The following is a 20,985-nucleotide window of genomic DNA, read 5'->3' as shown; positions in this document are numbered from 1 at the left end:
TGGATGAAGCCTAGCCTTTGATGTAAGCATCTTCTTCTTTTTCGTCTCGTGGGACGGGTACTTCGCCGATCACCGTGTAGAGCGAAGCCGCTTCTTCTTTGCGCGGATTTTCCTTGATGTCTTCCACTTTGACCGACACGATTTTTTGTCCGAATCGGATCGCCAGCTTGTCTCCAATCTTTACATTGCTGGAGGATTTCGCCTGCCGATCATTGATTTCGACACGTCCTTTGTCGCAAACCTCTTTGGCCAACGTACGACGCTTGATCAGACGGGATACTTTTAAGTACTTGTCTAGTCTCATGAACTATCCTCTCCTTTTTCCGTGTTGCTTGGCTTCTTCCCACCATTGATCCATCTCTTTCAGATCAGTATCGTCAAAAGACTTGCCAGTCTCACGGAGCTTATCTTCAATATAGGAAAATCGTTGTTTGAACTTATTATTGGTCAAAGCCAATGCTTCTTCGGGGTCGAGACCCATGAAACGGGCCAGATTGACGACGGCAAACAACAAATCCCCCAGCTCGCCCGCTCGTTCGTCTTCTGTTGCTTCTCGCAGCTCGCGATACTCTTCCTCTACTTTCGCATAGACGTCAGCTACATCGTCCCAGTCGAATCCCACCTGAGCAGCCTTCTTCTGCAGCTTGTAAGCGTACATCAGTGCAGGGAGATCGCGCGGAATACCTGCCAGTTGTGATTCAACCGTCGTATCGATTCCTTTTGCTGCCTTTTCCTGCGCTTTGATTTCCTGCCAGTTAGCCAGTGCCTCCTCAGAATCATTGGCACTCTTCTCTCCAAATACATGCGGATGGCGACGGACAAGCTTTTCGTTTAGGGTCGCCACCACATCATCAACGGTAAAATATCCATCCTCAGAAGCGATTTGCGAATGCAGCATGATCTGCATCAACAGATCACCCAGCTCCTCACACATGGCATCCGGATCTTCATCGTCGATTGTTTCTAATACCTCGTACGTTTCCTCGATCAGGTTCTTTCGGATGCTTTGATGCGTCTGCTCCCGATCCCATGGACAACCGTCTGGACTGCGCAAAATCGCCACGATGTCCTTTAGGTAAGAAAACTGTCGATAAGATATGCGCTCATCACGTGCTGGCGGCACATAAACGAGTGACAGGTTCCCAAAATGATCCAGTCGATCGAGCTCATACAACGGAACTGTCTCAATCCGCTCTTGTCCCGCTACTCCTACCGCTGTGGCAACCGTCACGAGAAAATCATCCGGCAAGACTTCCATGAGTGTCAGTTTGACATCGGATGCGACAAACGCGTCGTATACCTGGGCGATGATCGTGTGCAGTCCTGGCGATACTTGATCCGTTTTCAGTGCGGTTCCGTCGAGCAACGAAAACCCTTCGATTGGATCGATTTTCAGCCGTGCAAACAGAGGGTCAATGAAGCTTTGACCGCCGCCAATCTCGATCTGAACCCCACGGTCATGTCCTTGCTCCAGCAGTAGCTGCACCGTGCGCTCTGCTACAAGGGGATGTCCCGGTACGGCGTAGACAATCTCACCCTGCTGCTGTGCACTGACAAACAGCTTTTCTACGATGTCTGTGTACACATCCTCGAACGATTCGTGTTGCTCATATATCTCATCAAAGGAAGCAAAAGCGATATTCTCCGCGCTCAGCTGCGCGACGACCGGATGCTCCTGCGTACGCAAGAATAGATGCTGGGCCTGTTTTAGCGTCCGATAGATTCCATATGGCAATTGATCGAGGTCTCCTGCACCCAGACCAACTACTGTAATCGTGTGCTTGGTTGTTGCCAATCGTCACGCCTCCTTTATCAGTAAACCGATACAGAGATCACTCAAGGATGAGCGACCACGGTTCGACGGAAAATGTTTGAATCACTTATTTTGGTAACAGATGTAGTCTAGTGAGTAGCGAAGCAATCCGCTTGCCTTTCGGCAAAAACTGAATGTCGGTACGTGTCAGTCCGCCTGTCTTGAGGAGAGCCAACAGATAGACTAGTGCTCCGCAGCCGACAGCTACCAAACCGATGATGGTATGGAACAGACGCTCTGGGCCAGGCATGTTGCCCATAAGGGCGGTTGCCCCCCATTCGACCACCACTACCACGACAGACATGATCAGCACGGAGATCAATGGCTTCAATACCGTCTGGCGAAAGCCAATCTGTGCTCCAGTGTATTTCTTAACAGCCAGCACGTTCAGTCCCATCGCTACCAGGTAGGCGAGTACGGTCGATAAAGCCGCCCCGGATATTCCCCAGAACGGGACCAATGCCAGATTCAAGATGAGCTTGACCAAAACACCGATAAACAGATTGCGCGCTGGCCGCATGACGCGTCCCAGGCCTTGCAGAATACCAGCACTGGCGATACTCAAAGTCGCAAAGAGAATCGTAAAGGACTGCACGGCGAGCGCCTCTGTTCCGCTATTATCTCCGTAGAGCATCACGTTGATTGGCTCTGCGAGCAAGGCCAATCCAAACGAAGCTGGGAGTCCCAGCAAAAAGGTCAGGCGGATCGCGATTTCTGAGCGATTGGCAATCAGTTGATGTTGACGCTGCGCAACAGCTTCGCTAATCGCAGGAACCAAGGCCAGGGAAAGAGAGGTCGCAAAAAACGTCCCAAACTGAATGAGAGGCTGTCCACGGTCAAACGCTCCCTTTGCCAGCTTGGCGAGATCTTCCTGCATTCCACTCCACTGCAGCATGTTTACGACCGTGACCGAGTCTACCAACGGAATGAGCGGCAACACTAATGCCCCCATACATATCGGCAATGCGTAATACAAAAGGCTGCGCAAAACTTGGCGGTTGGTCCATTCAGCGACACCAGCAGACTGCTCTTGGTTAGCGTCCATCTGCCTGATCTGCTTGTCCTTGCGCCAATACCACAGTAAAACGAGAACAGCTGCCACTCCTCCAGGAAAAGCGGCAAATACCGCTCCTGTCCCTGCAAGATAAGCATCCTGATACACATTCATTGCCCAGAAAGCAGTGAGGAGGATGAAGATCACCCGGATCAACTGCTCGATCACCTGAGAAACACCTGTGGGCATCATATTCTGATGGCCTTGAAAATATCCCCGCAGAATCGCCGCCATGGGTACCAGCGGCAATGACCAGGCAACCGCCCGAAGTGGAGTCATCAAATGCTCATCACCCATGAAGCGAGCAATTAAAGGTGCCCCACTATACAGCAACAGAAAGAAAAACAAGCCGAGTACGACTAGTGCAATACTGGCAATACGAAAGGCTCGACGCGCTCCAATCGCATCACCCACGGCCACCCGCTCGGAAACGATTTTGGAAATGGCAATCGGAAAACCCGCCGTCGCCAAAATTAAAAGCGTGGTATACAGCGGGTAAACTTGCATGTATACGTACAGACCGATGTCACCGGCAATGTTTTGATACGGAATGCGGTATACAGCGCCCAACAGCTTGGAGACAAGACCGGCAACCCCGAGAATCGCGGCGCCTTTCACAAATTGTACAGAAGCCTTTTCTTGAGCCATATGAGTGAAATTTCTCCTCTCCAACCAGAAACTTTGTACATTATACCACATGCGTTTGGAGATAAAGAAAACTTGAATATCAACACAAAAACAGCCCCGATCATCGAGGCTGTTTTCTGGCTTTCCATCTACTGTTCCATTTGTTTTGCCAAGAATCCTGCGGCAGTCTCCGACATCTTCATTTCTAGATCACTCATCTTGGTTGACTCGTTTTTATTGAGTAGGATAACCGAACCAATCGGGTCTCCCCCTGCAACGATTGGAGCGACGACGAAGGACCCATACGTTTCACTCATATCGCGACAAATTTCATACGAGCCTGCATTTTTCTCCAAACGGGTTTTGCGTTCCTCCAGGCATTTCTCAACAATACTCCCAATCGGCTTCTCGAGATATTCTTTCTTGGAAGCGCCAGCCACTGCGATCACGGTGTCTCGGTCAGTAATCAATACGGTATGATTCATACTCTCATACAGAGAGTCAGCGTATTCTTTCGCGAAGTCTCCCAACTCTCCAATAGGAGAGTACTTCTTGAGAATGACTTCTCCATCACGATCCACAAAGATCTCCAGCGGGTCGCCTTCACGAATGCGCAGAGTACGACGAATCTCCTTAGGAATCACGACCCGTCCGAGGTCGTCAATTCGACGAACGATACCAGTTGCTTTCATGTCATGTTGCCTCGCTTTCCTAAGAGAAGTGGGTAGTGAATAAGCTTGGTTCGTTACCTGTATTTTTTCCTCAAATTCTAATTTTACCTATGCGTGGCGACTGCAACTTTTTCCAGCTTGTTTCAGTTACTCTCCCCCGGGCGGTAGCGAGTGATAATAGTATTTGCCCACGTTTCAAGAATATGCGAGAAAACGAAAAAACAGGGAACTAAAGTCCCTGTTTTCTTGTGTAGCGATTATTTCGTTGCTGGTGCCTGTGCCGGGTGATTCACTTTCGGCAGATTGTACTTGGTAATGAGCTTGTCCAACTCATTTTTGCCAAAGGCATCGTATGCTTTCTCCAATGCACCTGCACGCAGTTGTTCTTTCATTTCATCAAATGTTTTTTCTTTACGGCTTTCCACTTTAATGATGTGGTAGCCATAATCGGTTTTCACTGGAGGTCCAACTTGTCCTACCGGCTGAGCCAGAGCTGCATCCTTGAACTGAGGTACCCATTGAGTCACATCAGCGTCAGCGTAAAGGCCACCGTTTTCTTTGCTGCCTGGGTCGTCTGTAAACTCTTTCGCGAGCTTCGCGAAGTCTTCGCCCTTTTTCAGACGAGCTTCCAGATCGTTTGCCAGCTTCAGTGCTTCTTCCGGCTTGCGTTTTTCAGTGGAGATCAGGATGTGACGAACAGACGCAACGGTACGGGAAGCTTTATCCATGCTATCGTACTCTTTTTTCAGCGTGGCATCGTCAATGCCTTTTTTCAATACATTGATGGAATCGTTGATCAAAGCCATCTGACCGACAACCATTTCTTTCGTGACACCTTGACCTTCCATCAGCTTGGTAAATTTCGCTTCATCCTTGCCAATGTAGCCCAGGTATTGGTTTTTGATCTTTTCAAACGTTTTTTCCGCCAGATCCTTGGACTCTTTTTGCATTCCCGCATCAGCGCGGGCTGCCATGATCTTGGTCGCTGTGTATTCACGTGCAAATGCCTTCAATGCGTTATCGTCAGCCGCTTCAATCATGCCACCTTGTTGTGGATTCATGAAGTTGATGACACGCAGGAACTCTTCGAACTCTTTTCCATTCATGGTGCCACCCTGATACTCTACGAGGGTAGCTGTAGGATCTACAGTAAACGGCAGAGTCAGCTTAGGAAATTGAGCCAATGGGTCATTTGCATCCGCAGCTTGATTGCCTTGCCCGCTTCCTTCTGTCTGATTTGCTGGTGGTGTTTGTGGCTGAGCACTTTCATCTGCTTTTCCGCATCCTGCCAGCAATGCCATAACGAGTACAGCAGAGGACAGAACCGCTACAGAACGTTTCTTCATGAGGATCTCCCTTCCTGGCTAGCCCAGTTTTCTAGGATACAGGGCTCTCCGTACCGGTGTCTTTGCGCACCTGGTGAAATTGACGCAGCAGCTTCTCTACCAGCTGCACGCCCTCGTCTTCTCTCAACCCTTTTACTTTAACAGCAATGGTGATCTGTTGTCCACCCGAGAGCCCTACCCTGCGGCTCCAACTACTGGCAAGTGCGAACAAGGCGCCCCCGTCAATGTTGTTGTTTTGACTCGGATGTAGGAACAGCTTGATCTCATCCGGATTCTTTTGACTGATTTCCGTAATGCTGTGCTGCAAGGCATAGACGCGCATCCTGGAAATGGTCAACAGATTTTCCACTGGCTTCGGTACAGGTCCAAAACGGTCGAGCAATTCCTCTGACAAATCGTCCACGTCGTCCAGTGATGAGACGGCCACAAACTTTTTGTACATCTCGATCTTTTGGCGGCTGTCTGTGATGTATAACGAAGGAATATAGGCATCCAGTTGCAGGTTGATTTCCACAGTCGTGGCGCTCTCCTGCTTTACTTCGCCCTTCAGTTCATCAATGGCATCCTTCAGCATTTGACTGTACAAATCAAAACCGACCGTGTTAATGAAACCATGCTGCTCAGCGCCCAATAAATTACCGGCACCACGAATAGACAAGTCGCGCATGGCGATCTTGAATCCGGAGCCCAGCTCCGTAAATTCTTTGATGGCCTGCAGACGTTTTTCCGCTACCTCTGTCAGTACTTTGTCCCGTTGATACGTAAAGTAAGCGTACGCGATCCGATTGGAACGACCTACCCGTCCACGCAGCTGATACAGCTGGGACAAGCCCATTTTGTCAGCATTGTAGATGATCAACGTATTGACGTTCGGGATGTCCACACCGGTCTCAATGATCGTAGTACTCACTAAAACGTCGAAATTCCCCTCCAGGAAGTCGAGGATCACTCCCTCCAGCTCACTTTCATTCATCTGACCGTGAGCAACGGCAATCCGTGCGTCAGGCACGAGCATGGAAATCTGCTCAGCCATCTGCTCAATTCCCTGGACTTGGTTATAGAGGAAAAACACCTGTCCGTCACGGGCCATTTCACGTTCAATGGCTTCCCGCACCAATGCAGGGCTATAGTCCATGACGTACGTCTGCACAGGGAAACGGTTTTCCGGCGGCGTCTCAATAACCGACAAGTCGCGGACACCGAGCATGGACATGTGCAATGTACGCGGAATCGGCGTAGCTGTCAGTGTCATGACGTCCACATTGGTTTTGATTTGCTTCAGCTTTTCCTTGTGGCTCACCCCAAAGCGCTGCTCCTCATCCACGATCAACAGACCCAGCTCGCGGAATGTCAGATCTTTGGAGAGCAGACGATGAGTACCGATGACCACATCCACGGTGCCTTCCTTGAGTCCTTTTAACGTCGCATTTTGCTCCTTGCGGGAACGGAAACGGCTCAACACCTCGACACGGATCGGATAATCGGCAAAGCGCTCGCGGAACGTCTCGTAGTGCTGCTGTGCCAAAATTGTCGTAGGTACAAGTACAGCAACTTGCTTGCCATCCATCACAGCCTTGAATGCCGCACGAATCGCAACCTCTGTCTTCCCATAACCCACGTCCCCACAAACTAGACGATCCATCGGGCGTCTGCGTTCCATGTCAGATTTCACCTCTGAGATGGCACGCAGCTGGTCTGGCGTTTCCTGATACGGGAACATCGCCTCGAACTCACGCTGCTCCGTCGTATCCTGTGAAAAGGAGTGTCCGACTGCCGCCTCGCGGGATGCATACAGCTTGATCAAGTCTTCGGCGATATCTTTTACGGAGGATTGTACTTTGCTTTTGACTCGTTTCCATTCGCTACCGCCCAAGCTGTAGATCTTCGGTTGGGCTTCTTCGCTCGCCACGTATTTTTGGACGTGATCGATCTGGTCAATAGGAACAAACAGGCTGTCTCCAGCTGCGTATTGAATATGCAGGTAATCTTTATGAATTCCGAGTATTTCCTTGGTTTCAATTCCAAGGTATTTTCCAATCCCGTGGTTAACGTGCACCACGTAATCGCCCGGCTTTAGCTCCAGGTAATTCTTGATCCGCTCAGCGTTGTTCATGGTTTGCTGTACTTTTCGTGCCTTACGCTGCTTGGCCGTGAAGACCTCGCCCTCCGTAATGACCACGAGCTTGTTCAAGGGAAGCTCAAATCCGGTCTGCAGGTTGCCGAGAATGATCGTCGGACGACCTGGCGGCACGGTCTCTACTGCCTCGGCCAGCACATCTGCTTCCATGTCGTAATCATGCAGGACGCGTTCCAGTCGTTTGGCACGCTCCAGATCCGCTGCTACAAAAACGATCTGGTCATGAGACTTTTGCCACCGAGCCAGCTCTGTCTTCAATACGTTCATTTGACCGTGGAAGTTTTGCATCGTCCGACAGGTAAGATTGACGATATTTTGTGGCTGCGTCTTGGGGGACTGTCTCAGGAAAAGTGACAGATAGACGATCTGACGCTTTTTCGTCGAGATGATATCCTCGTAGGTTCGAGACAGGGTAAGATTGGCCATGTACTCACCGGAAATAATGCGTCCTGTCAGCCATTCTGCTTCTTCCTTTTGCAGTTGGGCAGCCGTATCCAATACGCGCGTCGGTTCATCTACAATCATCAGCGTGTCAGCAGGCATGTAGGACAGCAACGTCTCTTCGGTCGGATAGATCACGGAGATGTATGAGTACAATTGCGGGAAGCGTTGACCGTGACTCATCCGCTCGATGTCTGCTCCGATGCGCTCTACTACCTTTTCCTTGGCCGAGCCATCCTTTAGTTTGGCAACGGTTTCACCGAGCTTCTGCTCTAACCGAACGGCAGATTCTTGCAGCAACGGGGTAGACGCGATCATTTCTTTAGCAGGTCCGATGAGATAGGTCTGAACGGATTCCAGAGAGCGTTGGGAAAGCATGTCGAATGTACGGATCGAATCGATTTCCACATCGAACAGCTCGATCCGCACCGGCCATTCAGAATCGATCGGATAAAGGTCAATAATGCCGCCACGAACACTCAATTCGCCTTTTCTCTCGACCATATCGACTCGCTCGTAGCCTAATTCGATACAGCGGAGCAAAAACGTCTCGATGTCCAGCTCTTCACCGATTGCCAGTTTGATTTGCGATTCCTTCCACGCGTTTGGAGGAACCACCAGTCGACGCAATCCAGCGAAAGGCGCAACTAAAAAACCCGTAAAGCCCCGGGCCAAACGGTTGAACACATGAATTCTCTGTGCGAGCATTTCCGGACTGGCGATAGCGAGTTCGGAGCCGATCAGTTCATTCCCTGGATAGAGTAAAACTTGATCGCTGGGCACCAGCTCAATCAGGTCTTCGTATACTTTTTGCGCCTGATACATGTTATGGGTCACGACACAGACTGGGCGATCTGTCATCTGCTTCAGCGTCGCCATAAGTGTCTGCCGAGCAGAACCAGCCAAACCGGAGACGAGTTGCTCGTGCAGTCCTTTTTCTAGACCTGCCACGATCGTGCCTACGTTCGAGTCCTGCTTCATCGGGTTAATGATGACTTGCATTCACTAATCCCCTCTCTAATTCTTCTGTCATTCGTAAATGGGGCCCCAGCAGCTTTTGCCACATTTTTACATACAGGTCGGCCATGCGAAAAGAAGCCTTAGCTCCCCAAGCTAAGGCCTTGTCAGTGCAAGCCTTCCTAACGAGTGTATCCACTTATTGAAGTGGGTTTCCGACTAGTGAAAGCTCTGGATGCTGATTCAGCGCTTCACGGCAATAGTCGCACGTGATGCTGACGACCGTATCTCCACTTTGTTCTCTCGATATTATAAGAGCCCGCTCTTCCGGGGTCAAGGAATCAAACCCGAGCTGCGCCTCGGTTACTTGTGATTCGTCAAATTCTGCGATTTTCATCCCGCAGCAGCGACACGCATAACGTATGCTCATGTATATGCCACCCCCATACCTTTCATATCGATTAGTATGGACCGCAGGGTGGAAAATCATACTAGACTCGTACCTTCTGAGGGATGTGCATGGAGGCTCAAGCTTTCTTTACCGCTTCAAGCTGTTATAGTGGTTCATGACCTTGACAAAGGGCTCTCTGGTCCACATTCCAGCAGCATCTGCAGCCAGACTGACAGCCTCGTTGATATCTGCTTTCTCCCCAGCCGGAAATGACTGCAACACATAATCACTGACGCTTCTCCCTGGCTCTGGACGGCCAATTCCTACCTTGATTCGTTTAAAATCTTGTGTCCCCAAATGCTGAATCATGGATTTGATCCCGTTATGACCCCCCGCGCTCCCTTTTTCCCGTAGGCGAAGCTGTCCAGTAGGCATATCCAGGTCATCGAAAATGACGACCAGCTCATCCGGTATCAGTTTGTAAAATTTCAGGATTTCCGCAACCGATTCACCAGAGAGGTTCATATACGTTTGTGGCTTCACGAGAAGAACTTTCTCTCCCTCGATCCTGCCTTCCCCTACGAGTGCCCGGAACTTGTTTTGCTGGACAGAAATGCCCCATTTCTCGCTTATTTTATCTATGGCCATAAATCCTGCATTATGTCTTGTATCCTCATATTTCTTGCCAGGATTCCCTAGCCCTATGATTACTTTCACGGTGATCCCTCCTACTCTTTCCCCATTGTACTAGAATGGCCTCATGAACAAAAGATAAAGCCCCACCTGAAGTGGGACTCATAGTCAAATGTCTTCATTCTGAATATACGCCAATACTCTATTCCGGTCTGTCTGAATTTCGTCTTCTTCCCAGTACTTCCAGTAACCGTAGCGAATATGGAACATATCCTTTAGCCTGTCACGATTCAAGTAGCGGTTTGGAACCAGAATGTTCACATCTGCAGGTGAAATCGGTCTGGTAGCGGCCACACAGTATCCCCAGTCTTCTTCATGTTCCACGATAACGTCAAAGTGATAGGGTAATACCGAAAAACCGGCTGCCTTCAACGTAGCCTGTATGGTCCAGTAGTACTCTGGTGTGTTTGAAAGGACCGAGCAAGCTATCCCGACGACTCCGCCTGGATTCAACCGCTCTTTCAAGAGATGATAAAACTCCCAGCTATAAAGGCGACTGAGCCCGAGGCTTTCCATGGTGGGTTCGGGTAGATCCAAAATGATGACGTCCCACTTATCCTCATTTTTCTCCAGAAAAACTCTTCCATCCTCTACTACGGTACGAACCTTGGGATGATTCAACGAACCTTGATTAAACTTGACGAGCGGCTCCAGCGTTTTACCAAATTCGATCATGACAGGATCAATGTCAATCACCGTAATTTCTTTTACATCTGGATAGCGAAGTACTTCTCGTGTCGTAATACCCCCTCCCGCTCCAATGAGCAAGACACGTTCTCGTTTCTCTGCAATGGACACAGGAATGTGAATCATGGCTTCCCCATACATGTCTTCATCTTCGGTTGTACCAAACATGACATATCCATTTGAGTAGACCAATAACTTGTCTTCATGCTCAACTAAGGCTACTCGTTGGGTAGGGGTCTGCACCTTCTGCAAAATACGATACTTTCCTTCGGGCTCTTCATCCTCAGACACGTATTCTCGCAGGCTTCTGTCCCCCTCAAAATGCCAATAGACCCAAAAAAGACCGACGAATATCAAGGTTGACACTACACCAGTTGCAATCCAAAGTAATTCCATCATTTCTCAGCTATTCCACCCTCCATTTAACATATTAGCAAGATATGAAGCTTGTTCTCCTCTTGCATAGATGCATGGACAATGGAATTCAAAAAAGATGAAAAAAGGCTAAGGTGTCTTCACCCGAGCCTTTTGTGTAAACTACACTCTGTTTGCCTGCTCAGTCGAGCCCGCAGCTTCTGCCACTTGCTCGGCGTCATGCTGCGCCTCGATAGACTCCTCCGACTTGGCTTTGACAGGCAGCACGCTGATCAATACTTCTGTGGCATCCACCCCCAGCTCCACCCCCGGGGGAACGACCAAATCGCTGACCAGTATCACGTCCCCGATATTCAACCCGTCTACATCGACTGTAAACGATTCCGGAATATTGCCCGGCAGGCAGCTGATATCGACATTATGGCGGACTAGAGTAGCTACCCCAAGCTCTGGATCACCTGTCATGAGTACAGGAACTGAAGTGTTGACTTTTTCATTCATATTAATCTTTCTAAAGTCTGCGTGGAGGATATTTCCCATCACCGGATGCCGTTGCAGTTCGTTTACCATGACGTCGAACGAATTGCCATCTACCATTAGTTTATAAGGTTTGTTTGTCGCTTGACGACGTAATGCCGCATCCAGTTCTTTGCCTTGCACTTGAATTTCCTGATTGCTAATATCTGAGCCGTAAACAATGCCAGGTACCCAGCCGTTCCGCCGCAGTGCCTTGACCGAGTTTCCTATGCCCTGCGCTCGTGATTGACCCTGAATCGCTTCCACAAAAAAAACCTCCTTTGGACCGCTAGTAAAAGTTTCCTCACTAGCTTGTCCAACGGAGGTTTGTTTCAATCCCCTTACAAAGGGGCCCAAAAAACTGAGGTGATTGACTTCGAAGCGGAAACCGGGCCCCGGTAATTAATCGAACAGTTTGCTTACAGACAGCTCTTCGTGTACACGAATGATCGCTTCACCGATGATCGGTGCTACAGACAGCACGGTGATTTTGTCGATGATTTGTTCTTCCGTGAGAGGAATAGAGTTGGTCACGATCAGTTCGCGAATATTGGAATTGCCGATTCGCTCGATTGCAGGGCCAGACAGTACTGGATGGGTGCAGCAAGCGTATACTTCACGCGCGCCTGCTTCTACCAGTGCACTCGCTGCCAGCGTGATCGTTCCCGCTGTATCGATGATATCGTCGATGATGATCGCTGTTTTTCCTTCGATATTCCCTACGATATTCATGACTTCCGCTACGTTTGGCTCCGGACGGCGCTTGTCGATAATGGCGATTGGAGCTTCCAGACGCTCAGCCAGTTTGCGAGCACGAGTAACTCCACCGTGGTCAGGAGAAACCACTACGATATCAGACAGACCTTTTTCGGAGAAGTGTTTAGCCAGGATCGGTACGCCCAACAGATGATCAACCGGGATGTCAAAGAAACCTTGGATTTGAGTCGCATGCAGGTCCATCGTGATTACGCGTTGTGCACCAGCTGTTTCAATCAGGTTGGCAACCAGTTTCGCTGTAATCGGATCACGTGCGCGTGCTTTACGATCTTGACGAGCATAGCCGTAGTAAGGAATCACTACGTTGATACTCTTAGCAGAAGCACGTTTCAATGCGTCCACCATCACCAATAGCTCCATCAAATGCTCATTAACGGGAGCAGATGTTGGCTGAATAACAAATACGTCACAACCGCGAACGCTTTCATTCAATTTGATTTGGCACTCGCCATCACTAAAGCGCACAGCTTGTGCGTTTCCGAGTGGTACACCAATATGTTCGGCGATTTCTTTCGCCAGTTCAGGGTTTGCGTTGCACGTAAAAACCTTCAGTTTTGGGTCGCGGTAGTTAGCCATGATCTTCTCAAGAACCTCCCGTTATGATTGCTTTTTGCCCTTGCGAGGCATTCTGTTGGCGTAGTCGATTTTATTTACTTGTCTTTCACGAGCGATAGCCAGTGCATTGTCAGGAACATCCTGGGTAATCGTTGAACCAGCAGCTACATAAGCATTCTGTCCGACGGTGACCGGCGCAACCAGATTCGAGTTACAACCGATGAACGCACCATCTTGCACGACGGTTTTGTGTTTGACAGCCCCATCGTAGTTGACAGTGATCGTTCCACAACCGATATTGACGCCATCGCCAATCTCAGCATCCCCCACATAGCTGAGGTGAGGAACTTTCGAGCCTTCTCCGATTTTCGCATTTTTCAGCTCTACGAAATCGCCGATTTTTGCTTTTGGACCAATCAAGCTTCCCGGACGAACGTAGGCAAACGGCCCGATGGTGCTCTCCTGTTCCACGCGAGCATCTACCATTACCGTGTACGTAAGGGAAACACAGTCTGCTACCTGGACATCGGTCAAATCTGCCTGCGGTCCAATGACGCAATCGGCCCCGATGGTTGTCCGTCCGCGCAAGAATGTACCCGGATGGATGACCGTATCGGCCTCGATGGTCACGTCCGCTTCGATATAGGTGGAGGACGGATCCAGGATGGTCACACCATTACGCATATGACAAACGGCAATACGGCGTCTCATATACGCTTCCGCTTCGGAAAGCTGCACACGATCGTTTACACCCATTGTTTCATCTGGATCAGCTGCTTCGAAAGCCGTTACCTTTTCACCTGCATCCCGCAAAATACCGACAACGTCTGTTACATAGTATTCGCCTTGTACATTGTCATTTTTCACTTGTGTCAAGGCTTTCCATAATTTTTGGTTGTCATAGCAGTATATGCCCGTGTTAATTTCCTGGATCGCCCGTTCCTCGTCGGAGGCGTCCTTGTGTTCCACGATTCGCAATACTTCGCCTGCCTCATCACGCACGATGCGTCCGTAACCGGTAGGATCGGACAACACGGCGGTCAATACGGTTGCAGCCGCTTGCTGCTCTTCGTGATAGGTCAACAAAGCGGACAACGTCTCTGCAGACAAAAGTGGGACATCTCCGTACAAAAGAAACGTAGTGCCTTCTTTATCTTGTAAAAATGGCGCTGCCTGCTGGACGGCATGCGCCGTTCCCAACTGTTCTTCTTGTAGTGCGTATGCAACGTCCTCGCCTAGTTTGGCGCGGACTGCGTCTGCACCATGACCTACGACGACAACGATATCCTCCACCTGCATGGATGCCATTGTATCCACTACATGTTGGACCATTGGCTTTCCGCACACAGGGTGCAGGACCTTGTACAGCTTCGATTTCATCCGTGTACCCTGACCAGCGGCCAGAACCACGGCATGGATCTTAGACATGACAACCCTCCATCGTAGAAGTTCCACAATGACTATATCTTAATCATATGTGGATTTCAAGACAATCGATGCAGGATTATAGCCGTTTTCCGGACATTGCCTGAAAGTTGGACAAACATCTGACAACATTTAATCTTCTGATAAAAGTGTGATATATTGATGGACGATAGGGGTAATTGAGAAGGAGGCCAAACTCGATGAGCGCTCAAGTGTACTTGCTGACTGGTTATTTAGGAAGCGGAAAAACCACCCTGTTGCAGAAAATGCTCACTCATTTGCGTGCGCAGGATTGCAAAGTCGTGGTCATGATGAATGAAATGGGCGAGGAAGATATCGACGGAGAGCAGCTTCAAGGATTTGGATTTCCTGTAAAAAAACTGTTGGACGGATGCATCTGCTGCTCGATTCGGGGGGAAATGACGGAGAGTCTAAAGGAAGTAATTACCTCACTGAATCCTGATAAAATTCTCATTGAAACGACAGGGGTGGCCGATCCCATCGATGTGATCGACGGATTGACTCATCCTGAACTGTATGAGTCGATCGATTTAAAAGGCATCATCTCCGTCGTGGACGCCTCCCGCTTTCTAGAACTCAACTCACGCTTCCAGTCTACCAGTGCTCTCGTGAAAACGATACGCAATCAGGTGAAATATGCAGACCTTTTGCTAGTGAACAAGGTCGATATGACCCCAGCCGATATGCTGGAAAAAGTGCAGCGAAAGCTTTCCGAGCTAAATCCACATGCTCCCGTACACCTCACTATTCAGAGCGACATGGACCTTCACACCCTCTTATCCATCACACGCCTGACAGAACACTTGGCTGCACAGCGAGAGGCAGTCAGCAACGTACCTGTCCAAAAGAGCATCGGTCGTATGTCTCCTATGGATCGGCTAAAACAGTCACTCGGAATGAACACGAGCATGCCATCGCTGTTCAACAGCATCGAAACATTTTCTTATCCCTTTACAGGACCTGTAGATGCTGCCAAGTTTGAAGAATTCCTATACAGCCTGCCCAAAAACGTGTATCGGGCAAAGGGCTACGTCTTGTTTCACGGCAGAGAGCAACTCATCTCTTTTCAGCACACCGACAATCAGGTGCACCTGTTTCCTTTTGAAAATCACGGACCCAAAATGGTGGCCGTTTTTATTGGAGAGGGAATGAACCGAGAGAAAATGATTACGGACCTGCAGAAATGCTACTGATAGCCACACGTCGAAGCACCCTGTCCAAAGAGACAGGGTGCTTGTTTGTTCTACCTATGCACCTGCTTCGATCGTGCTTTCCTCTTCTTGACCTACGCGATCATACTCAGTCAAGACAGCAGCCTGAATTTTTTCGCGGGTAGTGGAAGAAATCGGATGCGCGATGTCACGGAACTCTCCATCCGGTGTACGCTTGCTCGGCATGGCAACGAACATACCATTGTTTCCGTCAATGACACGGATATCATGAACCACAAATTCATGGTCAATTGTAATGGACGCAATCGCTTTCATCCTACCATCCGTATTCACTCGGCGAAGTCTAACGTCTGTAACTTCCATCTAGTTCACTCCCTTTATCTATGAAAACGCGTTTAGGAGTATTTCCACCCTTTGGGTAAATATTCCTGCTGTCTCTATGCAAATTTTTAAAAAAATATATAAATTTATTCATATCGACGGAATTCGCACCATGACTATGGGGGGAAATGTCGAAAAAAAACAGCCTAGCGCGCATTTTGCACGAGGCTGTTCTGTGGTCATTTAGCGTTTCTTACGCTTCCAAATAAGCTACAATCTCAATTTCTACTTTCACATCACGCGGGAGACGAGCCACTTCCACAGTGGAACGAGCCGGTTTGTGATCGCCGAAATATTGTCCGTACACTTCATTGAGTTGGCCGAAGTCATTCATGTCTTTGATGAACACGGTGGCCTTTACGACGCTGGACAAGCTGCCGCCTGCCTCTGCCAGGACTGCCTGGATGTTGGAAAACACCTGATGGGTTTGTGCTACGATGTCGCCTTCCACGAGAGTGCCGTCCGCGCGCAGTGGAATTTGACCAGATGCAAATAGGAATGGGCCTACCTTAGCAGCTTGGCTGTAAGGACCAATTGCTGCTGGAGCTTTGTCAGTGGAAACAAAAGAGATTGCCATGTGGATCTACTCCCCTCTATTTTGGAAAACCTGGCTCTGCATTTGCTTTGCAGAGCCTCAGCTACACTGTTGTAGATAGGAACTTACGGATTCCTATCTACCAAAAAAGCTTCCGAGCTCGATTTCGATTTGCTTACCCTTGATGTCAACATCCTGCAGCTTGGCCAATGACACGTATTCATCGACCAAGCGTTCAGATACGTCAGCTGTCGTTTCTACCAATACTCCGCACCCTACTACAGTAGCGCGGAACTCTTGCAATAGATCGATCATACCACGCAGCGTACCGCCTGCCTTCATAAAGTCGTCCACAATCAGGACACGAGACTGCTCGGCCAGTGCGCGACGAGCTAGAGACATCGTCTGAATCCGCTTACTCGACCCTGAAACGTAGTTGATACTAACGACCGAACCTTCCGTCACCTTGTTGTCACGGCGCACAATTACCACAGGGACATTCAAAAACATCGCGGTCGCATAAGCGAGTGGAATCCCTTTGGTTTCCACTGTCATGACCACATCGACGTTTTTGTCCGAGTAAGCTGTAGCGAATAGCTTGCCGATCTGCGCCATAGTGGACGGATTGCCGAGAATATCGGACATGTACAGGTACCCACCTGGCAAGAGACGATCCGGATTAGCCAATTGACCAATCAGTTCTTGCACGAAAATCAGGGCTTCATCCGTTTTGACCTGGGGAATATACTTCACTCCACCGGCCGCTCCCGCCACCGTTTTCAACAAGCCTACACCCTGAACCTCAAACGCTTCTTTGATGATAGACAAGTCTTCACTGATCGACGATTTTGCCGCCCCGTATTGTTCGGCAAACAGAGTGAGCGGAATCAGCGTATGGGGATGGGCGAGCAAGTGCTGAGTCATATCGACGAGACGAGCACTTCTACGCAATTTCTTCATAGCTCTTCCTCCAAAACCGAATATTATGGTGCTAATGTATCATTTATATACGGGTTCATGCAAGCATTTCCCCTTCTTGCGCACCTAACATTCGGGCAACAAATACATCTTTCACAAATCCACGCAAGGCGTTGTATATACGATGCACCTTGGCTTCCTTCTGCACGAGGGCAAATACCGTAGGGCCGCTACCTGACATCAGCACGCCATCAGCTCCTGACGCCATCATCAGCTCCTTGATCTGCCTTACTTGCGGATGGAGCGCCAACGTGACATTTTCGAGCACATTTCCGAGCGATTGACACATTAACGAGAAGTCTTGGTCCTCGATCGCCATCAGCATCTCTCCGGTTTGTGGATGATCGGCAATCTCCGGCACTCGAAGATTCCCGTATACATCTGCCGTCGACACACCTATTGGTGGCTTGGCGAGAATGACCCAGCACGGTGCTGGAGGCCCCAGATGGGTTATCTGCTCGCCGCGACCTTTTGCCAGCGCTGTTCCCCCGTATACACAGAAAGGAACGTCAGAGCCAATCTCAGCTCCCACTGCCGCCAACTCGTCAAGGCTTAATCCGAGATTCCATAATTGATTCAGCCCACGCAGCGTTGCTGCCGCGTCACTGCTTCCCCCTGCCAGACCCGCTGCAACCGGGATCTGTTTATCGATATACAAATGCACGCCTTCGCGTACATGATAGCGTTCTTTTAATAGGACCGCCGCTTTATACGCGTGATTGCGGATATCATCTGGTACGAAGCTAGCAGAGCAGTCCAGCGTTATCTCTCCATCTCCGCGTAGAGTCAGATCTACACGATCCGCCAAGTCTACGGTAGTCATCACCATTTCCACTTCGTGATAACCGTCCGGCCGCTTGGCGAGAACATCAAGAGTTAAGTTAATTTTGGCCGGAGCTTTGACCGAGATACGCACGTTGTTCACCTCTGCCTACGTTCTAAATTTCCTAGTCTCTTATTGTAGCATAGGCATTCTCTTCCATGCCACTCGGTCGGAAAAAACAATATGATCGTGAAGATTATGACGGTTTAGAAAATATCGATCTCACAGAAAAGACCGGGTTTCCCCGGCCTCGCCAACGAGTCATGTAGTATGCTGTTTGGCCAATGCTTCCTCGGCAATCTGAATGGCGCGCTTGACTAGGTTTCCCGCGTCACGCGTCGTGATGGCACCCCAGCCCTCGGCTTTCACCGTATCGTAAAATCCAAGCTCCTTGGCGATCTCCATCTTAAACTGCTCAGACATAATGCCTCGTCTGCGACCCATAACATCCTCCCCTTCTCGTTGACACAAGTAGTGTGTGCAACATAGGGGCATTTCACTCTATATGGAGGCGGTAGTCAGCAACCGAATATTTGGCATTAGAAAACTTGGCTACGCCGTTTCTGGCGTAGCCGTAGTTGCACTTATGCGAATAAGAATTTTATAAATTCTTATCGTGAAAAATAAAACAGTAGAACCCAGGGGGTTCTACTGTTGTACAAATGTGATGCGGATGTGCTGATTCTCACGGCACACCGTCAACTCTACAGTTTCTGTCAAGATGTCCGCATAGCTGTAAGAAACCCGCTCGAAAAGTTGATCGTCGTCTAGCTTTACTACAAATACTGATGGGTATGTTTCTTCGAGGATGCCACTACGTTCGACGGTTTTGCGGCGACCGCCATTTGCCTTCAGCAGGATGCGCTCACCAATGTGTCCGTCTAAACTGCGTTTAATGTCAAGCAATGCGTTTCTTGCCATTGTTCCATCCACCTCGCTTACATCTATTATAACAGCACACATTTATTTTGTCAAAGAAATAAAAAATTATAGCAACCCAGTGCAGATTTTGTCAACGGGCTTTTTTTCATGAATTACGTAGATATTTGTCAGTATCATATCGAAAAGAAGCAGAAAACACAAAAAACCCTCACTTTTGGCGTTATTAGCCCAAAAATGAAGGTTTCCCTAGACTATTGCCCAATCAACCCTCGCCGCAAGCTTTCGTTGGCGAGGCGGGCAAACTCTTCGAGGCTGAGCGTTTCTCCACGACGTGTTGGGTCAACCTGGATGTCGGCAAGCATCTGTATTACTTCATCCTTCTGTTCTTTGCGAAACAGACCGTTCATGAGGTTGTTCAAAAGGGTCTTCCTGCGTTGGGCGAACGAGCTTCGTACGACGCGGAAGAACATGTCCTGGTCATCCACCTCGACTGGTGGACGATCTCGAACCTTTAGGCGGATGACTGCTGAATCTACGTTTGGACGAGGAATGAACACGCTAGCTGGAACGATCATCGCTACTTCCGTCTCCGCATAGAATTGAGCAGCGACAGAAAGAGAGCCGTAGTCTTTCGTACCAGGCTTTGCAGCAATTCTCTCTGCTACTTCCTTTTGTATCATCACGACGATGTTTTCCAGCGGCAGACGCTCTTCTAGCAGCTTCATCAGGATCGGCGTAGTCACATAGTATGGCAGATTCGCGACGACACTGATCTTCTCCACCCCTGCCATTTTTTCCGCTAGTAACGTTTTCAGGTCAAGCTCGAGCACATCACCGTGCACGACCTCGATATTTTCATAGGGCGACAGCGTGTCCTCCAGAATAGGGAGCAGTCGTTGGTCAATCTCGATCGCCATCACCTTTTTAGCAGCTCGTCCTAATTGCTCCGTCAATGCACCAATACCCGGTCCAATTTCCACGGCTCCCTTTTCTTTCGTCAGGTCCGCCTCCGCCACGATATTATGCAGGATGTTGGTGTCGATGAGGAAGTTTTGTCCCAGACTCTTTTTGAACGAGAAGCCGTACTTCTCCAGGACCTCTTTTGTCCGTGTGGGTGTGGCAATATCTTTGCCTGTCATTTGAGTCATCGCTTACTCCCTCTCTTTGTCTATGGCTTCCATAGCTGCTTCAAATTCATCCCGTTTGATCTGAAAGGCATTGAGTCGCTGTAGCATCTGCTTGGCATTGGCATATCCAATCCCCAGCTTCTCCCCTAGCTTGACCCGCCGCTCCTTGGAGGTAGCTCCTGATGTCAGACCGTGAGCCAGCATATCATCAGCAGTAATTTCTCCTGCTGTATCAGCCATCTCCGTGCGGACTTCCGACAAAGCCTGAATGATTACTTCAGGAGTGGCATTTTCCACCCCGATATCTCCCTTTTTCATACCATTCTCCTGGGTGATGAACGCATGCTTGCAGCCAGGCACCGCTTTGCTGATAATTTTGCGAATACGCTCTCCCTGGTAATCAGGGTCGGTAAAAATGATTACGCCGCGCTTTTGCTGCGCCAAACGGATTTTTTCAATAGTCCAAGTATGGATAGCGGAACCGCCTGTCTCGATCGTGTCAGCGTTGACTGCTCGCTTGATCGCAGCGGTATCGTCCCTGCCCTCCACCACGATAACTTCCTTGATCTTCATTCTTTGTTCCCACTTTCGTACATTGTCA

At 49.3% G+C, this 20,985-nt stretch carries 21 protein-coding genes; 1 reads left to right on the top strand and 20 read right to left on the bottom strand.

Going from position 1 to position 20,985, the window contains the following annotated elements:
• Window positions 1–10: 10 nt before the first annotated feature.
• The 12 genes from AN963_RS19300 to glmU form a co-directional block, all read right to left on the bottom strand.
• Window positions 11–304: an RNA-binding S4 domain-containing protein gene (locus AN963_RS19300; RefSeq protein WP_055746105.1), complete on the bottom strand. Its 294-nt coding sequence runs from the start codon at window positions 302–304 to the stop codon at window positions 11–13.
• A gap of 3 nt (window positions 305–307) precedes the next feature.
• Window positions 308–1,795 (bottom strand): bifunctional methyltransferase/pyrophosphohydrolase YabN, encoded by a 1,488-nt coding sequence (yabN, locus tag AN963_RS19295; protein WP_055746104.1) that lies wholly within the window; start codon window positions 1,793–1,795, stop codon window positions 308–310.
• A gap of 85 nt (window positions 1,796–1,880) precedes the next feature.
• Entirely contained in the window at window positions 1,881–3,515 is a 1,635-nt protein-coding gene (locus tag AN963_RS19290) for a putative polysaccharide biosynthesis protein (RefSeq protein WP_055746103.1), read from the bottom strand.
• Window positions 3,516–3,643: 128 nt separating this feature from the next.
• The gene (gene spoVT, locus AN963_RS19285; RefSeq protein ID WP_055746102.1) at window positions 3,644–4,186 is read right to left on the bottom strand and encodes a stage V sporulation protein T; all 543 of its coding nucleotides are present in this window, start codon (window positions 4,184–4,186) and stop codon (window positions 3,644–3,646) included.
• Between the two features lie 236 nt (window positions 4,187–4,422).
• The gene (locus AN963_RS19280) at window positions 4,423–5,511 is read right to left on the bottom strand and encodes a peptidylprolyl isomerase (RefSeq protein ID WP_055746101.1); all 1,089 of its coding nucleotides are present in this window, start codon (window positions 5,509–5,511) and stop codon (window positions 4,423–4,425) included.
• 31 nt (window positions 5,512–5,542) lie between these two features.
• Entirely contained in the window at window positions 5,543–9,091 is a 3,549-nt protein-coding gene (gene mfd, locus AN963_RS19275) for a transcription-repair coupling factor (protein WP_055746100.1), read from the bottom strand.
• Between the two features lie 154 nt (window positions 9,092–9,245).
• A complete protein-coding gene (locus AN963_RS19270; protein WP_055746099.1) occupies window positions 9,246–9,476 on the bottom strand; it encodes an anti-sigma-F factor Fin in 231 nt (76 codons plus the stop codon).
• 108 nt (window positions 9,477–9,584) lie between these two features.
• Entirely contained in the window at window positions 9,585–10,154 is a 570-nt protein-coding gene (gene pth, locus AN963_RS19265) for an aminoacyl-tRNA hydrolase (RefSeq protein ID WP_055746098.1), read from the bottom strand.
• A gap of 84 nt (window positions 10,155–10,238) precedes the next feature.
• Window positions 10,239–11,216 carry a spermidine synthase gene (locus AN963_RS19260; protein WP_055746097.1) on the bottom strand — a complete coding sequence of 326 codons (978 nt, stop codon included), beginning with the start codon at window positions 11,214–11,216 and terminating at the stop codon, window positions 10,239–10,241.
• A gap of 138 nt (window positions 11,217–11,354) precedes the next feature.
• Entirely contained in the window at window positions 11,355–11,975 is a 621-nt protein-coding gene (locus tag AN963_RS19255) for a 50S ribosomal protein L25 (RefSeq protein WP_055746096.1), read from the bottom strand.
• A 135-nt stretch (window positions 11,976–12,110) separates the two neighbouring features.
• On the bottom strand, window positions 12,111–13,061 hold the full coding sequence (locus AN963_RS19250; RefSeq protein WP_055746095.1) for a ribose-phosphate diphosphokinase: 951 nt from the start codon (window positions 13,059–13,061) through the stop codon (window positions 12,111–12,113).
• Window positions 13,062–13,082: 21 nt separating this feature from the next.
• On the bottom strand, window positions 13,083–14,468 hold the full coding sequence (gene glmU, locus AN963_RS19245; protein WP_055746094.1) for a bifunctional UDP-N-acetylglucosamine diphosphorylase/glucosamine-1-phosphate N-acetyltransferase GlmU: 1,386 nt from the start codon (window positions 14,466–14,468) through the stop codon (window positions 13,083–13,085).
• Between the two features lie 197 nt (window positions 14,469–14,665).
• Here glmU and AN963_RS19240 point away from each other — a divergent pair, with 197 nt between their 5' ends.
• A complete protein-coding gene (locus AN963_RS19240) occupies window positions 14,666–15,679 on the top strand; it encodes a CobW family GTP-binding protein (protein ID WP_055746093.1) in 1,014 nt (337 codons plus the stop codon).
• 54 nt (window positions 15,680–15,733) lie between these two features.
• On the opposite strand, the gene spoVG is transcribed toward AN963_RS19240, so the two are convergent.
• The 8 genes from spoVG to rnmV all read right to left on the bottom strand — a co-directional run bounded on the left by spoVG (window position 15,734) and on the right by rnmV (window position 20,957).
• Complete coding sequence (gene spoVG, locus AN963_RS19235; protein ID WP_007719936.1) at window positions 15,734–16,021, bottom strand: septation regulator SpoVG; 288 nt, start codon at window positions 16,019–16,021, stop codon at window positions 15,734–15,736.
• 211 nt (window positions 16,022–16,232) lie between these two features.
• Complete coding sequence (locus tag AN963_RS19230; RefSeq protein WP_055746092.1) at window positions 16,233–16,616, bottom strand: RidA family protein; 384 nt, start codon at window positions 16,614–16,616, stop codon at window positions 16,233–16,235.
• A gap of 93 nt (window positions 16,617–16,709) precedes the next feature.
• Window positions 16,710–17,534 carry a pur operon repressor gene (gene purR, locus AN963_RS19225; protein ID WP_055746091.1) on the bottom strand — a complete coding sequence of 275 codons (825 nt, stop codon included), beginning with the start codon at window positions 17,532–17,534 and terminating at the stop codon, window positions 16,710–16,712.
• A gap of 55 nt (window positions 17,535–17,589) precedes the next feature.
• Window positions 17,590–18,468 carry a 4-(cytidine 5'-diphospho)-2-C-methyl-D-erythritol kinase gene (gene ispE, locus AN963_RS19220; protein WP_055746090.1) on the bottom strand — a complete coding sequence of 293 codons (879 nt, stop codon included), beginning with the start codon at window positions 18,466–18,468 and terminating at the stop codon, window positions 17,590–17,592.
• A 168-nt stretch (window positions 18,469–18,636) separates the two neighbouring features.
• Window positions 18,637–18,819: a small, acid-soluble spore protein, alpha/beta type gene (locus AN963_RS19215; RefSeq protein WP_055746089.1), complete on the bottom strand. Its 183-nt coding sequence runs from the start codon at window positions 18,817–18,819 to the stop codon at window positions 18,637–18,639.
• Between the two features lie 204 nt (window positions 18,820–19,023).
• Window positions 19,024–19,296 (bottom strand): biofilm formation stimulator Veg, encoded by a 273-nt coding sequence (gene veg / locus AN963_RS19210; RefSeq protein WP_055746088.1) that lies wholly within the window; start codon window positions 19,294–19,296, stop codon window positions 19,024–19,026.
• A 212-nt stretch (window positions 19,297–19,508) separates the two neighbouring features.
• A complete protein-coding gene (gene rsmA / locus AN963_RS19205; RefSeq protein ID WP_055746087.1) occupies window positions 19,509–20,405 on the bottom strand; it encodes a 16S rRNA (adenine(1518)-N(6)/adenine(1519)-N(6))-dimethyltransferase RsmA in 897 nt (298 codons plus the stop codon).
• A 3-nt stretch (window positions 20,406–20,408) separates the two neighbouring features.
• Entirely contained in the window at window positions 20,409–20,957 is a 549-nt protein-coding gene (gene rnmV, locus AN963_RS19200) for a ribonuclease M5 (RefSeq protein ID WP_055746086.1), read from the bottom strand.
• Window positions 20,958–20,985: the final 28 nt, after the last annotated feature.

The sequence above is a fragment of the Brevibacillus choshinensis genome (assembly GCF_001420695.1).
GTDB classification, from domain to species: Bacteria; Bacillota; Bacilli; order Brevibacillales; family Brevibacillaceae; genus Brevibacillus; species Brevibacillus choshinensis.
The sequence above is the reverse complement of the archived record's forward strand: the minus strand, read 5'-3'. Positions and strand labels throughout refer to the sequence as shown.

Coding starts and splice junctions, on each gene's coding strand:
- rnmV (WP_055746086.1), bottom strand. CDS start 20,957: ATGAAGATCAAGGAAGTTATCGTGGTGGAGGGCAGGGACGATACCGCT.
- mfd (WP_055746100.1), bottom strand. CDS start 9,091: ATGCAAGTCATCATTAACCCGATGAAGCAGGACTCGAACGTAGGCACG.
- rsmA (WP_055746087.1), bottom strand. CDS start 20,405: ATGACTCAAATGACAGGCAAAGATATTGCCACACCCACACGGACAAAA.
- AN963_RS19290 (WP_055746103.1), bottom strand. CDS start 3,515: ATGGCTCAAGAAAAGGCTTCTGTACAATTTGTGAAAGGCGCCGCGATT.
- AN963_RS19240 (WP_055746093.1), top strand. CDS start 14,666: ATGAGCGCTCAAGTGTACTTGCTGACTGGTTATTTAGGAAGCGGAAAA.
- AN963_RS19300 (WP_055746105.1), bottom strand. CDS start 304: ATGAGACTAGACAAGTACTTAAAAGTATCCCGTCTGATCAAGCGTCGT.
- veg (WP_055746088.1), bottom strand. CDS start 19,296: ATGGCAAGAAACGCATTGCTTGACATTAAACGCAGTTTAGACGGACAC.
- spoVG (WP_007719936.1), bottom strand. CDS start 16,021: ATGGAAGTTACAGACGTTAGACTTCGCCGAGTGAATACGGATGGTAGG.
- AN963_RS19250 (WP_055746095.1), bottom strand. CDS start 13,061: ATGGCTAACTACCGCGACCCAAAACTGAAGGTTTTTACGTGCAACGCA.
- AN963_RS19260 (WP_055746097.1), bottom strand. CDS start 11,216: ATGATGGAATTACTTTGGATTGCAACTGGTGTAGTGTCAACCTTGATA.
- AN963_RS19230 (WP_055746092.1), bottom strand. CDS start 16,616: ATGGCAATCTCTTTTGTTTCCACTGACAAAGCTCCAGCAGCAATTGGT.
- purR (WP_055746091.1), bottom strand. CDS start 17,534: ATGAAGAAATTGCGTAGAAGTGCTCGTCTCGTCGATATGACTCAGCAC.
- glmU (WP_055746094.1), bottom strand. CDS start 14,468: ATGTCTAAGATCCATGCCGTGGTTCTGGCCGCTGGTCAGGGTACACGG.
- spoVT (WP_055746102.1), bottom strand. CDS start 4,186: ATGAAAGCAACTGGTATCGTTCGTCGAATTGACGACCTCGGACGGGTC.
- AN963_RS19215 (WP_055746089.1), bottom strand. CDS start 18,819: ATGGGTCGCAGACGAGGCATTATGTCTGAGCAGTTTAAGATGGAGATC.
- AN963_RS19280 (WP_055746101.1), bottom strand. CDS start 5,511: ATGAAGAAACGTTCTGTAGCGGTTCTGTCCTCTGCTGTACTCGTTATG.
- AN963_RS19270 (WP_055746099.1), bottom strand. CDS start 9,476: ATGAGCATACGTTATGCGTGTCGCTGCTGCGGGATGAAAATCGCAGAA.